Source organism: Paenibacillus sp. FSL K6-1217, from assembly GCF_045040735.1.
GTDB lineage: Bacteria > Bacillota > Bacilli > Paenibacillales > Paenibacillaceae > Paenibacillus_AQ.
This window is the reverse complement of the sequence record NZ_CP150271.1, coordinates 2,322,893-2,338,451: the sequence shown is the minus strand read 5'-3', so window position 1 is coordinate 2,338,451 and position 15,559 is coordinate 2,322,893. Positions and strand designations below refer to the sequence as shown.

At 55.7% G+C, this 15,559-nt stretch carries 10 protein-coding genes and 1 pseudogene; 8 read left to right on the top strand and 3 right to left on the bottom strand.

Annotated elements, in window-relative coordinates:
* Positions 1 to 20: 20 nt before the first annotated feature.
* The 3 genes from MHH28_RS10455 to MHH28_RS10445 all read right to left on the bottom strand — a co-directional run bounded on the left by MHH28_RS10455 (position 21) and on the right by MHH28_RS10445 (position 2,884).
* A complete protein-coding gene (locus MHH28_RS10455; RefSeq protein ID WP_405114597.1) occupies positions 21 to 2,309 on the bottom strand; it encodes a DEAD/DEAH box helicase in 2,289 nt (762 codons plus the stop codon).
* Positions 2,310 to 2,469: 160 nt separating this feature from the next.
* The gene (locus MHH28_RS10450; protein WP_405114595.1) at positions 2,470 to 2,601 is read right to left on the bottom strand and encodes an SDR family oxidoreductase; all 132 of its coding nucleotides are present in this window, start codon (positions 2,599 to 2,601) and stop codon (positions 2,470 to 2,472) included.
* Positions 2,570 to 2,884 (bottom strand): SDR family NAD(P)-dependent oxidoreductase, encoded by a 315-nt coding sequence (locus tag MHH28_RS10445; RefSeq protein ID WP_405114593.1) that lies wholly within the window; start codon positions 2,882 to 2,884, stop codon positions 2,570 to 2,572. The genes MHH28_RS10450 and MHH28_RS10445 overlap by 32 nt, the downstream gene beginning before the upstream one ends.
* Positions 2,885 to 3,136: 252 nt before the next feature.
* Here MHH28_RS10445 and MHH28_RS10440 point away from each other — a divergent pair.
* The 8 genes and pseudogenes from MHH28_RS10440 to MHH28_RS10405 form a co-directional block, all read left to right on the top strand.
* Positions 3,137 to 3,745 (top strand): annotated as a pseudogene (locus MHH28_RS10440) (dynamin family protein); the annotation flags it as partial.
* 1,225 nt (positions 3,746 to 4,970) lie between these two features.
* On the top strand, positions 4,971 to 6,794 hold the full coding sequence (locus MHH28_RS10435) for a dynamin family protein (protein ID WP_405114591.1): 1,824 nt from the start codon (positions 4,971 to 4,973) through the stop codon (positions 6,792 to 6,794).
* Between the two features lie 571 nt (positions 6,795 to 7,365).
* On the top strand, positions 7,366 to 8,556 hold the full coding sequence (gene purT / locus MHH28_RS10430; RefSeq protein ID WP_405114589.1) for a formate-dependent phosphoribosylglycinamide formyltransferase: 1,191 nt from the start codon (positions 7,366 to 7,368) through the stop codon (positions 8,554 to 8,556).
* Positions 8,546 to 9,010: a GNAT family N-acetyltransferase gene (locus MHH28_RS10425; protein WP_405114587.1), complete on the top strand. Its 465-nt coding sequence runs from the start codon at positions 8,546 to 8,548 to the stop codon at positions 9,008 to 9,010. The genes purT and MHH28_RS10425 overlap by 11 nt, the downstream gene beginning before the upstream one ends.
* Before the next feature lie 739 nt (positions 9,011 to 9,749).
* A complete protein-coding gene (locus MHH28_RS10420) occupies positions 9,750 to 11,399 on the top strand; it encodes a response regulator (RefSeq protein WP_405114585.1) in 1,650 nt (549 codons plus the stop codon).
* Positions 11,400 to 11,401: 2 nt separating this feature from the next.
* On the top strand, positions 11,402 to 13,228 hold the full coding sequence (locus tag MHH28_RS10415; protein WP_405114583.1) for a sensor histidine kinase: 1,827 nt from the start codon (positions 11,402 to 11,404) through the stop codon (positions 13,226 to 13,228).
* Positions 13,225 to 14,247 (top strand): substrate-binding domain-containing protein, encoded by a 1,023-nt coding sequence (locus MHH28_RS10410; protein ID WP_405114581.1) that lies wholly within the window; start codon positions 13,225 to 13,227, stop codon positions 14,245 to 14,247. The genes MHH28_RS10415 and MHH28_RS10410 overlap by 4 nt, the downstream gene beginning before the upstream one ends.
* 216 nt (positions 14,248 to 14,463) lie before the next feature.
* A complete protein-coding gene (locus MHH28_RS10405) occupies positions 14,464 to 15,534 on the top strand; it encodes a galactose ABC transporter substrate-binding protein (protein WP_405114579.1) in 1,071 nt (356 codons plus the stop codon).
* The last annotated feature ends 25 nt before the right edge of the window (positions 15,535 to 15,559 follow it).

The following is a 15,559-nucleotide window of genomic DNA, read 5'->3' as shown; positions in this document are numbered from 1 at the left end:
CTCCTGCAATAAGAGCTCTATTAGTATTTCGGCTGCTTAATGAAGGGGGACAATAGCTTTTGTGCAATTGGACGAAGCCAGAAAGCTACGACTGTCGTTCCCGTCCATGAGCTGCGCTTATTCTGGAGATATTGATCATTGATGATATAAGTCCGGGTCGAAGCAGGGCTCCTAAGTCCCAGCCGTTCCCATTCAGCCGGATCATTGGACCCGCCGAGCCTGGCAAGCATAGTCTCTGCCGCACGTTCGATCTTACCCGGGATCTGATCGAATGCTCCGGTAATCTGCGTATGAAACTCATCGATCGGGCTGCGGCTGGCGATGCTCTCCAGGTGAATGCCTTCGCGGAGATAGGAGACGAAGGCCAGATGGTCGGCCCAGCATTCATCGATATAGAACAGCCGAACCCGCTGTTCCGCAGGGCTCATCGGTTGCTCGCCCAGCAGGATGCTAAGGCGCTCCGCATATAGAATCCGCCGCTGGTCCTCGATCATATCCGAATAACGGTTCAGCTCGTTATGGATTTCGAAGTTCTGGCTCATTACAATTTGCTGAATACTTGCGATCTTCCGGCCAAGCGAAGGCTCTGCAATAGCTTCCTGCTGTCTGAGCGCATGAGCTGGGGTAGGGGAGCTGAAGCGGCGCATCAAATCGTCTTCCAGACTGATATAGAAGACAGAAGCCCCCGGGTCACCCTGGCGGCCGGAACGCCCGCGAAGCTGGTTGTCAATCCGCACGCTTTCGTTCACATGGGTGCCAATGACATATAACCCGCCGAGCCGGGCGACAGCGTCTGCCTGTACCGGATCACCGCCGCCGAGCCTGATATCGACACCGCGTCCCGCCATATTCGTTGAGACCGTTACGGCGCCCAGTTCTCCGGCTCTGGCGATAATATCAGCTTCCTCAGCATCATTCTTCGCATTCAGCACCTGAGCGGGAACCCCGGCAGCCGCAAGCTCCGTAGCCAGCATGTCCGATTCCTCAACGCTTGCGGTCCCGATCAGAATGGGACGGCCCTCCCTGTGGATAGAGGAGATGTCTTGCACGAGCGCCTGATACTTGGCTTCCTTATGCGTGTAGATCCGGTGCGGGTGATCGGTCCGGACGCTCAGCCGGTTCGGCGGAATCTGCACCACCTGCAGAGCATAGATATCCTTGAATTCCATAGCGGAGGCGTAGGCTGTAGCCGTCATTCCGCAGATTTCCGGATATAGGCTAATGAAGTGCTGAATGGTGATCGTACCGAGAATTTTCCCGCCAGCAGTCCATTTCAGTCCTTCTTTGGCAGTCAAAGCCGCTTGTAGCCCGTCCGGTAAATACCGGTTCTCGGCCACGCGCCCTGTATACTCTTCGATCAGCTCGATAGCACCGTCACGGACGATGTAATCAATATCTTTGGTCAATAAGGTCTCCACATGCAGCGCACAATTCAGTGAGGTTAGCAGCTGACTGTTCCGGCTGTCGTAGAGATTACCGCATCCTAACAGATCCTCCACTTTGGCAGCGCCTGCATCGTTAAGGTATACGTTCCGCTGGAATTCGTCATAATCGTAATGCTCTCCAGCCAGCAATTGCCGGGCCAGATCCGCGTATCGCATGCCGTCGCTAAGGCTGATCTCAGATACGCCGCTGATTACAAGGGGGACCCGCGCTTCATCAAGCAGCAAGGAATCGGCTTCGTCCACGATGACATAGTGGAATGGGCGATGTACCGTAGCGGCTTTCGTAAGCGCAATAGTGTCGCGCAAGTAATCGAACCCTGCTTCTTTTGCCGTAACATAGGTGATATCGCTTCTGTAGGCAGAACGTTTCTCAGTCAGGCTCATACCCGCTTGAGCCGAATCTACCGTTACTCCCAGGAAGCGGTAGATGGGACCCATCCAATGCGCATCCCGCCGGGCCAGATAATCATTGAAGGTCAGCACATGCACGCCTTTACCGGTCAACGCATTCAGATAGGCCGGCATTACGGCTGAGAGTGTTTTGCCTTCACCCGTGTGCTGTTCGATCAGCATTCGCTGATGTAGTCCGATAGCGGCCATGATCTGGACATGATAGGGCTGTAATCCGAGTGTTCTATTAGCAGCCTCACAGACTAACGCATAGGCATCCACCAGCAGCTCGTCAAGGGCTACGCCTGACCGGGCGGCTTGTTGAAGACGGAGGGACTCTGCTTGAATCTCAGCATCAGCCCAGGCTGTCAAATTCCGTGTGCGGATAAGCTCCGCTGTAACCTCATAGTTCTTCAACAGTTGCCGGTTATCGTGGTCTCTGAATTTCTGCAACCATTTAACAGCTATATTCATAGTAATGTCCTCTCCCCGCACTTCCGACTACAAACATGAACGTCTTCGGGCTACTTTACCTGTATATTATAATTCAATCATGTTTCGGTTTACCAATGTATGGATTATAAGCTCTAGAGACAAGAGTTAGCCGGATAGAAAAGGGGAGGGTAAGCGGCCTTTAGGCACTCAGACCGCCGTCTACCGGCAGGATGACCCCGGTCACGAAGAAGGCTTGATCACTAAGTAACCAGGCCGCAGCTTGTGCGACTTCTATGGGCTCAGCCGGACGCCGGAGGGGGCGTCTTGCCACTGATTTGCTCTATAATCTCAGGATTGATGGAGACCCAATGTTGAATCATATCTGTCATAGTTGTGCCGGGGGCGATGGCATTGACCCGAATCCCCGCTGGTCCGTATTCGATGGCAGCTGTTTGCGTGAGGCTGTTAACTCCGCGTTTGGAGGCACCGTAAGCACCCAAGCCCGGATTGCACTTTAAGCTGCCGACACTGCTGGTATTGACAATGGCAACTGATCCGGAGGTATGGAGCATTGCTGTAATTTGGGCTTTCATGCACAGCCAGAGTTTTTCCACTTGTTCGCCGAGGAGGGGAAAGAGTGCTGTTTTCTGTGTGAGGGTGTTACTGGGGGATGCCAGCTGCGAAATCTTGTTTTTCGTGAAGGTTTATAGCTGAATTTGTAAACGTGCATATTTGATTTGTGACGATCTGATGATAAAATGTAATTATTCTATTCTTGCAGTGAAATAAATCATATAAATGTAGTCATTATAGAGCAATTACTGAATCCAATTCATGTTATTGACTGCAGCAAAGGTGGGGTTGTCGTGGGAGCAGGACCAAGCAGGGCGGAACAGTTCACAGCAGAGTCATCAGCGCTTAGGCTGCTGGAGGAGCGGCTGAAGCAATGGGGAGAACAGAAGAGTGCGCAGATTGTTGCGGATCTGCAGGTCAAGGAACAGGCAGATGAGCTGACGCTGGCGTTCTGCGGACATTTCTCGGCGGGCAAGTCGAGCATGATTAACAAACTCTGCGGTAAGGCCGTGCTGCCTTCGGGCCCGGTTCCGACCAGTGCGAATATCGTATCCATCCGCAGTGGAGAACCGCAGGTGCTGCTTCATCCGCAGCATGAGAACTCCGAAGAATATCACCCGGTAATTCAGACTACTCCCGACCGGCTTCAGGATTACTGCCGCCAGGGGACTGAATATTCAGCGATAGAGGTGTGGGAGAATGTCCCGGTGCTGGGGGCTCATGGCGTGCTGATGGATACTCCCGGCGTGGATTCGACCGATGAGGGCCATCAGGCGGCGACCCGCTCGGCGCTGCATCTGGCGGATGCCGTGTTCTATGTGATGGATTACAATCATGTGCAGTCGGAGAATAATCTCGCGTTCGCCAAGAGTCTCAGTGACTGGGGCAAGCCGCTCTACCTGATCATTAATCAGATCGATAAGCACAGGGAACAGGAAATTCCGCTTGTGGAATACCGGCAGCAAGTGGAAAGCGCTTTCCGGGAATGGGGAATTCAGTCCGCCGGGCTGCTATTCACTTCGCTTAAGGTGGAAGAGCATCCGTTGAATCAGTGGAAGGAGCTGCTGGCATTAATCTCCGGTCTGCTGGAGCAGCGGCAGGAACTGCTGGAGTACAGCCTGTCCCGTTCCATGCATCATACTGCCGATGCTGTTCTTGCCGACTATCGTGAAGGGCAGCAGGAGGAGCGGGCCGCACTGCTGGAAGAGACAGGCGGTGCAGCTGCGGAAGCTGTAGAGGCGGACATCCAGGTAACGATGCAGGAGGAAACGTCGCTGGAGGAGTTGCCTGAAGAGGCGCGGCTTGATCTGCGAAGCAGGCTGGACGCTCTGCTCGGCAACACGAATCTGATGCCAGCCGATCTGCGGGACGCGGCGGGGGCGTACATCGAGAGCCTCCAACCGGGCTTCCGGCGCGGTCTGCTCTTCACCGCTGCGAAGCGGGAGAAGGAGCAAGGAACGCGCCTGCTGCACTGGCACAGCCTTCAGCAAAGAGAGATCACTGCCCAACTGGAGTGGCACACCCTCCAGCTGGTGCGCGAATGGGCAGAAGGCCTGGAGCTGTGGCAGGAGGAGGCGGAGCCGCTGCTGAAGCAGGCGTTCCCGGCGGTGAGCCAGCAGTGGCTGGCGGATCAGGTGAAGCCGGGAACCGGGGCTACGGGCGAGGCGCTGCTTAATTTCTGCCGCACGCTTGCGGCTGAGATTAAGGCACAGTTCCGCCGCGCGGTCCTGGCCTTCGGCGAGCCGCTGCTGGATGCGCTGCCGCCGCTTGTGGAGGAGCGGCGCGCGGAACTCACGCGCCGCCGGACGGCCCTGCAGCGGCAGGCGCACGCGCTCGCCGCGCTGGCCGCCCTGGACCGCGCGGCTGCCGCCCGCGCGGACGACCTGGCGGCGCTGCTTCCGCCGCGCCGCACCCTCACCCCCGGCGCGCTGCCGGTGGTGCCGCCCCTAGCGGCCGCGCCTATGCGCGCGGCCAGCCCAGAGCCGCCGCGCGCAGCTGCGGCGGCAAGCCGCCGCCGCACGCGCCTGGGCGGCGGGCACGGCACAGCCGGCGGGCGGGCGCCGCCGGCTGACGCAGGCCGCAGCGGCACTGCACGCGGCGGCTGCGGTACTGCGCCGCGAGCCGGCCATGGCCTCGGCCGCGCGCAGCCTGGCGGCGCGGGCGGAGGACCTCGCCGGCGGCCGCTTCACGATGGCGCTGTTCGGAGCATTCAGCGCCGGCAAATCCTCCTTCGCCAACGCTCTGCTGGGCGAAGAGGTGCTGCCCGTGTCGCCGCATCCGGCAACGGCCGCCGTCGGGCGGATTCTGGCGCCGGAGGGCGGCTTCGCCCACGGGACGGCGGCCATCACCATGAAGCGGGAGGAGGAGGTCTGGGAGGACATCCTCCATTCCTTCAGCGTGCTGCAGCTGGCGCCGCCGCAGCGCGGCTCGTGGACCGCAGCGGTGGCCCGGCTGCAGACAGGCGGGCTTCATCCCTCCGCGCTGCCGCATGCCGGGTTCCTGCGGGCGGCAGCCGCCGGATGGGAGGAATCCGCTCCGCTGCTCGGAACCGAGCGGACTGTCAGCCTGGCGGAATACCGCAGCCTGGTTGCCGACGAGAAGCGCGCCTGCTTCGTGCAAAGCACGGACCTGTATTATGACAGTCCGCTGACACGGAGCGGCATCGTACTGGTAGATACACCGGGTGCAGATTCCTTACATGCCCGGCACACGGGCGTAACCTTCGGTTACATGAAGAACGCCGATGCCATCTGCTTCGTGACCTATTATAACCACGCGTTCTCCAAGGCTGACCGCAGCCTGCTGGCCCAGCTTGGAAGAATCAAGGACAGCTTCGCACTCGACAAAATGTTCTTCATCATCAACGCCTCCGACCTCGCAGCGGACGAGGCTGAGCTTGAAGAGGTGAAGCAGCATGTGGCGCAAAATCTGCGGGCCGGGGGCCTGACCTCGCCGCGGATCTACAGCGTGTCCAGCCTGCTTGCGCTTGAGGGCAAGACAAGCGGGGCCCGGGAGACGTATGAAGCCTCCGGGTTCGGCAGCTTTGAAACGGCACTCTCCGAATTTGCCGGAGAGGAGCTGCCGGCATTGTCCCTGGCTGCGGCCAAGGACAGTCTAAGCTCTGTCCGTCTCCGGGCAGAGGAATGGCAGCGGCTGGCGTTAATGGAAGCGGACCAGCAGGAGGAAGGCATGAAGCAATTCCGGTTGCGCCGCGAAGCAGCGAATCTGCGGCTGGCCGCACTTGCCCGGGAAGACCGGCCGCTCCGGGATCTGCGCCGCGAAGGCGCGGAGCTGCTCTATCATGTCCGGCAGCGGCTGGCCTTCTCCTTCGGGCGTTCCTTCCAGGAGTCCTTCCATCCTTCGATTCTCCGGGAGGACGGGGGCAACCTGAAGGACATCTTCATCGCCTGCGGGCGGGAGCTGGAGCGCAGTATCCTGCGTGAATTGGAGCAGGAGCTGTGGGCAACGACCCTGCGGCTGGAGTCGGCAGGACGCAGATTCGTGACCCAGGCTGCGGCCGGGGCCGCAGCGGAGCTGTCCATCCCGGCTCAGGAGCTTCAGCTCCTGGAGAACCCGGAGGAACGCTGGCCGGCACCGGCGAAGCTGGACTGCGTGCTTGCTCCGTTGGACTGGGCAGCGCTGTGGAGCCGCTTCAAGTCCCCCCGTCACTTCTTCGAAGGGCCAGGCCGGGCAGAGATCCGCGCAGCGGCCGAGCCGTTGCTCAAAGAAGCGGTGGCTGCGGCGGCGCAAGGCCAGGAGGAATCCCTGTTGACATTTTATTCCGATGCGGCTGCAGCCGCCTTATCTCTTGCCGCAGACCGGCTATTTGAAGGCCTGTCTGAGCAGGAGGCGGCCATGTCGGCGCTGCTGAAAGGGGGTGATGGGGCGCAGCATTGGGGCGATATCGCCGAAGAATTACGGCTTCAGGAGCAAGCTTTCGCTGTTGTATAGGAAACTATAGTTTCCTCCTGTTGTGTACAAGGCATGTGTGAATTTTTGGATAAGAGTTCTTTAAATGATGTGTAGAGTAACAGCGCAAGTCCCGAATGTATGTGAAAAACAGTATTCATTGTGCCGCACGCAGGCGCGTGGCCCGAATGTATGTGAAGAACAGCATACATTGTGCTCTTAAGCAGGCGCGTGGCCCGAATGTATGTGAAAAACAGCATACATTGTGCTCTTAAGCAGGCGCATGGCTCAAATGTATGTGAAAAACAGCATACATTTTGCCGGAGCGCAGGTAATCCCATTCATCCGTTAGGATGAATTTGTTCAATGCACTTGACAACTTATCCTTCTATTTCCCGATGAAACGGTGCCCCCGAAAGGGCTGGCACAGCCCTTTCCACTTGTCTGGTGAACAGTCATCTGTGAAGTTTGTAGGAAAATGTCGAAGAACACTTGCAATCTGGCGGATGATGGATGAAAATAAAGAAGACTGAAAATTTACAATCAGACTGCGACATTTTACAGAAACAGAGAAGTCAGCAGACAAATTTGCGAAAAGAGGTTGGAGTCGACAATGTGGGGAGCTCCTTTAACAGCCCGGAGCAAGAAGCTGCTGCTGCTTGGCAGCGGTGAACTGGGTAAGGAAGTCATTATCGAAGCTCAGCGCCTTGGCGTAGAGACCGTAGCTGTGGATCGTTATGAAGCGGCACCCGCGATGGGCGTAGCCCACCGCTCTTATGTACTGGACATGCTGGATGCAGAGGCGCTGAAGCAGCTGATCCGTACAGAGAAGCCGGATTTGATTGTACCGGAGATTGAAGCCATTGCCACCGGAGCACTGGTGGAGCTGGAGGAAGAGGGATTCCTTGTAGTCCCTACCGCCCGTGCTGCACGGCTGACCATGGACCGCGAAGGCATCCGCCGTCTGGCGGCAGAAGAGCTGGGCTTGCCTACAGCCGCCTACCGGTTCGCCGACAGTCTGGATGAACTGCGCCAAGCCGTGCTGGAACTGGGAACGCCTTGTGTAATTAAGCCGATCATGAGCTCTTCCGGCAAAGGCCAAAGTGTGTGCAGGACACCTGAGGATGCGGCAGCCTGCTGGAATACGGCGCTCGAAGGCGCACGTGCCAAGGGGACGCGCGTTATTGTGGAAGCCTTTGTCACCTTCGAGAGCGAGATTACACTGCTTACCGTCCGTTCGGTTAGCGGTACTGTATTTTGTCCGCCGATCGGCCACATTCAGCAGGATGGCGATTATGTGGAGTCTTGGCAGCCGCATCAGATGAGCGGTGCACAGCTGGAAGAGGCTCAGGCTATCGCTCGGGCGGTTACGGATCAGCTTGGCGGCTATGGAATTTTTGGTGTGGAGCTGTTCCTCACATCGGATGGGGTTGTGTTCAGTGAAGTGTCTCCCCGGCCGCATGACACAGGTATGGTTACAATGATTACGCAGGATTTGTCGGAATTTGCTCTGCATGTCAGAGCCATTCTTGGATTTCCGCTGGAAGCGGTACGTTTGTTGACACCGGGAGCTTCGGCCACCCTGAAGTCAGATGGAGCCGGACAAGCTTTTGCCGTGACCGGGATCGAAGAGGCACTGGCCCTTCCCCGCACGCAGGTCCGGATATTCGGCAAGCCGGAGATCCGCCCCGGACGGCGGATGGCAGTAACACTCAGTTCAGCGGAAGATGTTGAAATCGCGCGGATGACGGCCAAGCAGGCTGCGTCTATGCTACAAGTGGAGGTATACAAGGATGAACAGTAGTACTCAGGAGCAGGTACTGCAAATTCGCAAATGCGGCATGAATGATCTGGAGAGAGTGACAGCCCTTTTGCGTGAATTCGGCTATCCGACAACGCTTAGCGTGATGAAAGAGAGAATGGAAGGCATGGAGCATGATCCGTTCCACTGCACACTGGTCGCAGAGCTCAATAACGAAGTTGTGGGAATGATCGGATTACGGCAGGTGAAGTCCTACTACAAGCATGCCGATTGTATTACGGAGATTACCGCGCTGATCGTAGCAGAGGAGCTTAGAGGACAAGGCCTTGGCAAAAGACTCGTAGCTGCAGCGGAAGAATGGGCGCGCCATCAGGGCTGCTGCCAGCTGTTCCTGCGGAGCGGCAACCGCGTCGAGCGTGCACCTGCACATGCATTTTACCGCCATATCGGCTTTGAGAAATCAACGGGGTACCGCTTCAACAAAGCCCTGCTATAATCCTATACGTGTAACCGAACATCCCCATCCCGGCGTAATCGGGATGGTTTTTTTTGGAGATAGCGCGGCCAACTCGGACCCACTTGTCCGGAATGCTTCCCGTTCTGCCTTTTCCCCATGGCTACCCAAGGAATTTAGTGGAAAAAGGGCATCTATTTCACTCAAAAATCCCGTATCTTGAATAGCAGTTGGAAAAAGTACATCTATTCGTCTGAATTCCCCGCATTATGAGCAAATCCGCAGAAATTAATGTCATTTATCCACTTAAAATAGCCTAATTGGTTAAAATAATCAAATTGAGTGTACGAATTCCACTTGTTGATTATGTAAGTAGCACATATTTTTAATCTTAATAGCACTTAAGAATTTAACAAAAAGCAAAAAGAAGCGAAGGGGCAATTTGGAACTGTAGGAGCGATAGCGTCCGCCTGAAAGTTTTCCGAAGGAAAGCTCGCTATATACAGCAACAGCTGTATTTAGATTTCTACCGCGAAGAGCGGTTTTAGTCAGGAAATCTAAATACAATAGCGGCCGGAGGGCCAAATGTTCACCGCAGCGACGACCAAGCTTTGAGTTTGAATTTTAAGTACTCTAACCTCTGTACATAATTTCCGCTTGCGTTATATCAGGCCACGCTATATAGTAAATTGCTCCTTCTATATAAACATAGATCGGGCCATTTGAATCAGCTATTATAGGTTTGTGAACCTCCATATCCTATGCCGAAGAGGGATGACGCATGTACAAATTAATACTCGCCGAAGACGAGGAAGATGTAAGAGAAGGCATTATCGCCCAGATTGACTGGGAAGCGTACGGCTTCGAGGTTGTGGAGCAGGCCGAGAACGGGCGGGAAGCGGCGGATGCGATCGACCGGCTGCTGCCGGATGTCGTGGTTACCGATATTCAGATGCCCTTCATGAACGGGCTGCAGCTGGCGGAATGGATCCGCAGCCGCCATCCGAATACGAAGATTATCATTCTGACCGGCTACGATGAATTCGAATATGCCCAGAAGGCGATTAAGCTGCAAATTGATGAATATATTCTTAAGCCCTTCTCCTCCGGGGAGCTGATCGACGTTCTGCTCAAGGTTCGCGCCGCCATCGAGACTGAGATTGCCGAGAAGGAGAATGTGTTCGTGCTGAGCGAGCATTACCGCAAGAGTCTGCCTGTCCTGCGCGAGCAGTTCCTCTCGACTCTGGTGTCCCGCCGCCTGCGTTCCGCCGAGATCGCTGAGAAAAGCACGGAGTATGGCATCGCGCTGACCGGTGAACGCTTCCAGTCCTCTGTCATCAGCATCGATTATATCCGTCCGGACCGTTCGTACGGGCTTCAGGAGGGCCGGCCCGTATCCCTGCGGGATACCGGCGACCGTAATTTGCAGCTCTATGCCGTGCTGAACATCGCCGAGGAGATCTGCCAGAAGCATGACTTCGGGAAGGTATTCATCCACCGGGATGATGTCGTGCTGCTCTCGGTCAGCCAGAGCACCGAGGAGACGGACATCACCGCCAGAACCTTCGCCATTCTGGAAGAGATCTGCCAGAATGTGCAGCGCTTCCTGAAGCTGACGGTAACCGCCGGGGCCGGAACCGTATGCAAGGCACCGTCCCTGTTGTTCCATTCCTTCCGGGATGCCCAGCAGGCGCTGGATTACCGGCTGATTCTCGGCAACAACCGGGTCATCTGGATTGAGGATGTAGAGTCCCGGTCCAGCCCGATGCCGGCCTACGATGAGCTGACCCAGCAGTCGCTGATCCGCACGATCAAGCTGGGCACCGTCCAGGAGCTGCGCGAAGTCGTGGACGAGCTGTTCCGGGGACTGGATACGGAGCAGGTCTCGGCGCAGGATTATCAGATCTTCCTGCTGGAGATCATCACCTCCATTCTGCGGGTGGCGAAGGAATCCGGCAGCGGAACGAATGATTTTATCGGACCCGGTCTAACCTCGCTAAGCGACATGAACAAATTCAACAATCTGGAAGAAGCCAGACAGTGGATTATTACCGTGTGCAGCAGGCTTATGGATTCCATCGCCTTGGAGCGTCAGTCGAGCTATAAGCAGCTTATTGATCAGGCTAAGGAGTATATCCGCAGCCATTACGAAGAATCCGATATCTCCATCGGCAGGGTATGCCAGCATCTGCATATCAGCACGGGCTATTTCAGCAGTATTTTCAAAAAAGAAATGAAAATGACCTTCGTCAGCTACCTGCTGCAAATCCGGCTGGAGGCCGCGAAGGAGCTGCTTCGTTCCACCGAGCTGAAGGCTTTCGAGATCGCCGAACGGATCGGCTTTGCCGACCCGAACTATTTCAGCTTCTGCTTCCGCAAGAAATACGGACAATCCCCCAAAGAGTATAAGAACAGCGCACGGGGAGAATAGCCATGAACAAGCCAAGGGGTTACTTCTTCCCGCTGCGGCCGGGGTCCCGCAAGAGAGGCAGGCTGCGCCTGTCCTCGAAGCTGCGGAGTATCCAGCTCATCATCACGCTGACCTTCATGGCGGTAACTGCGGCGGTGGCCGTGATCGTCAGTGTGATGCTGTACGGCAAGTTCGCCAACACGGCGGAAGAGAATGCCAATCTCAACATGCAGCAGATCATCGAGCAGGTGAACTATAACCTGGAGCTGTATGTGAAGGGGATGGGCAGTATTTTTGCAACCGCTGAGAAGCAGATTACTTCCAGTCCGTCCATCGACTCGCCGCTGCTCTATGAACGGATGGATACGCTTATGAGCAGCCGCGAGGATCTGGTGTCCGTGGCTGTTTTTACACCGCAGGGAGGGTACGTCGTAGGAACGCCGGGGCAGACGATGCGTCTGAACACCCAGTTGGAGAGCCAGAGCTGGTTCACCACAGCCAAGCGTACCTCAGAGATTTCCTATTCCGCCCCGCATGTCCAGAATCTGTTCAAGGGCAGGTATACCTGGGTGGTCTCCATCAGCAAGCTGATTCAGTACAAGGAGAACGGGGAGCTTAAGACAGGAGTGCTGCTGCTGGATTTCAACTTCAGAACGATTGATCAGCTAAGCAAGCAGGTCAAGCTGGGCAAAAGAGGCTACGCTTACATCCTCGATCCGCTCGGCAATATCGTCTACCATCCTCAGCAGCAGCTCATCTACGCCGGGCTGAAGTATGAGAATGTAGAGCCGGTGCTCGAATACGCCTACCGCAGCTATCTGGATGAATCGACCGGGGAGAAGCGGTTTATTACCGTACGCACACTGGCGCAGACCGGCTGGAAGATTGTCGGAGTGGCCTATTACGATGAGATTGTCACCACCAAGCGGGACCTGAACCAGTTCCTGGCGTGGTTTCTTGTGGTTGTTCTGGTCTGTGTGATTGCGGTGTCCGTCTTTCTGTCCTGGCTGATCGCCAGCCCCATCCGCAAGCTGGAGCGTACCGTGAAGCAGGTGGCGGAGGGGGATCTGAATACGCCGATTAATGTCAGCGGAGCCTATGAGGTAGAGCAGCTGTCGCGGCGCTTCAACATGATGCTCCAGCGTATCCGCCAGCTGATGGAGCAGATCATTTATGAGCAGGAGACCAAGCGCAAGGGCGAGCTGGAGGTGCTGCAATCGCAGATTAACCCGCATTTTCTGTACAACACGCTGAACTCGGTCATCCGGCTGGCAGAACGCGGCAAGACAGATGAAGTTGTGACCATGATCCAGTCGCTCTCGAAGTTCTTCCGCATCAGCCTGAGCAAAGGCAAGAATATCATTACCATTCAGGAGGAGCTGGATCATATCCGCCATTATCTGGTGATTCAGAGCTTCCGCTTCAAGAACAAATTCCGCTATGAGATTACGGCGCAGGAGGAAGTCCTGCATTGCCAGACCATCAAGCTGATTCTGCAGCCAATCGTGGAGAACGCGCTCTATCACGGAATCGAGATGATGCCGGACGAGGGGCTGATCTCGATCACCGCCGGGCTGCATGACGGGCTAATCATCATCAGGGTCAGCGACAACGGCCTTGGGATGAACAAGGATACAGTGAACGGCATTCTAAGCGGAAGCGTCAAAAGCACCAGTGGATCAGGGGTCGGCGTAAGGAATGTGCACGAACGGATCGGCCTGTATTACGGGCGGGAGTACGGGCTTGCTTTTCAGAGTGAGCAGGAAGAGGGGACGGTTGTTACGATTGTGTTCCCGGCCCTCCCGGCGGGAGAGGTTAAGGATGAGCAGAAGGAGGAGACGAAACTGTGAAAAGCCCGCGTGTATGGCTCACCGTGCTGCTGTGCGGAGTGTTATGGATCTCTGTGTCCTCTTGCTTTAATGCCTCTCCGGCCTATATCAGCACCAGCAAGACGCGTAATATCCACCTGATTGTCAAGATGAACAAAGGGGATTACTGGAACACCCTGAAGCTGGGAGCAGAGGCCGCGGCGAAGGAATTCAATGTTAATCTGACCTTCAAGGCGCCGGATTCGGAGAGTGATATTGAGGAGCAGGTCGTCATGGTGGAGGATTCCATCAAGGAGAAGGCGGATGTGATTATTCTCGCGGCCAGCAGCTATATGGGACTGGCGCAGGTAGTGGACCGGGCGGCGTATTCCAGAATTCCGGTGATCTCTGTCGATGCCGAGGTCGGTTCTGCCAAGGTGCGGACATACGTGGGGTCGAACGGGTATGAGGCCGGACAGAAGTCCGCCGAGCGGCTGATTGAGCTGCTTAAGGGCTACGGCGAGATCGGGATCATTAACTTCACGAACTCGTCGCTTAGCCCGGACCCCGGCAACACAGGCAGCATTGACTACGGTGCGCGGGATGCAGATGAGCGGGAAAAGGGTTTTCTGAATTATGCCGCCCGTTTCCCGGACATCAAAGTGGTACAGATCGCCTACACCTCCTCCAGCACCTCTGACGCTGAAAATCTGACCCGGGAAATGCTGAACCAGTATCCCAAGCTGCGCGGCATTGCCACCTTGAATGAGATTGCTTCACAAGGCGCGGCCAGGGTAGTTCTGGGACTCAAGCGGGACAGTGTGAAAATGATTGCTTTTGACAGCTCGCCTTCTATGATGGAATCGCTTCAGGACGGCACTGTACAGGCGACCGTGATCCAGAATCCGTTCAGCAACGGGTATCTGGCGGTGAAATATGCCGTGGAAGCGCTCGAAGGCGTGGAGATTCCCGAACGCGTGGATACCGGTACCAAGCTCATCGATCTGGAGAATATGCTGTGGCCGGAGAATCAGAAGCTGCTGTTTCCGTTTGTCCGGTAGGAGAAACTTAAGTTTTAAAAGATAAGATTCTCGCTGAAACGGTACCGTCCTTTAAAAAGGACGGCAAAGCCGTTTCTGCTTGGATATTAGAATTTTCATGGAAATGAGTAGGATTTTATATTCGCAACCGTTTTCACGTAAGGCATAATAAGGATGTACCCGGGACACACCGGGTCATCCCAAAATAAAGAAATATCCTCAGGAGGTCAATTAAAAATGAAAAAAATCACTTCCGTTTTACTTGCCAGTGCTTTGCTGGGTGCTGCTCTCGCAGGCTGCGGCGGCAACAATAACAAGGCTGCTGACCCAGCCAACACAGGCGCTGCACCTAACACCGCGAATTCCGGTTCTGCTGAGACTCCGAAGGTCGGTGTAGCGATCTACAAATTCGACGACACGTTCATGACGGGTGTCCGCAACTCGATCGACGCTGCGGCCAAGGGCATTGCCACGGTAGATATCGTAGACAGCCAGAACTCCCAGCCTACACAGAACGATAAGGTAGATCTGTTCATCACGAAGAAATATAACGGCATGCTGATCAACCCGGTAGACCGCACCGCTGCGGGCGTCATCATTGACAAGGCCAAGACCGCGAACATTCCGGTGGTCTTCCTGAACCGCGAGCCGCTGCCGGAAGATATGAAGAAATGGGATAAAGTCTACTATGTGGGCGCAAAAGCCGAAGAATCCGGCACCATGTCCGGCCAGCTGATCGTGGATTACTGGAAGGCTCACCCTGAAGCAGACAAGAACGGCGACGGCGTGCTGCAATACGTCATGCTGAAGGGCGAACCGGGACACCAGGATGCCGAGCTGCGTACCACTTTCTCCATCCAGGCTATCGAAGATGCAGGCATCAAAGTGGAGAAGCTTGCTGAAGATACCGCGATGTGGGATCGTGTAAAAGGCCAGGAAAAAATGGCCGCCTTCCTTGGCTCCCATGGCGACAAGATTGAAGCCGTTCTGGCCAACAACGATGATATGGCACTCGGCGCGATCGAAGCTCTGAAGGCGCAAGGCTACTTCAGCGGCGACAAATACATGCCGGTTGTAGGCGTGGATGCAACCGCACCTGCGGTTCAGGCCTTGCAGGATGGAACGATGCTCGGTACCGTACTGAACGATGCCAACAACCAGGGTAAAGCTGCGATCACCCTGGCCGCACTACTGGCCAAAGGCGAAGCGCCAACCAAAGAAAACGTAGGCTTCGACATCACCGACAACCAGTATGTATGGATCTCCTACAAAAAGATTACCAAAGACAATGTGGCAGACGCCAAGTAATCAAGTTTCATAGATACCAGTCCCG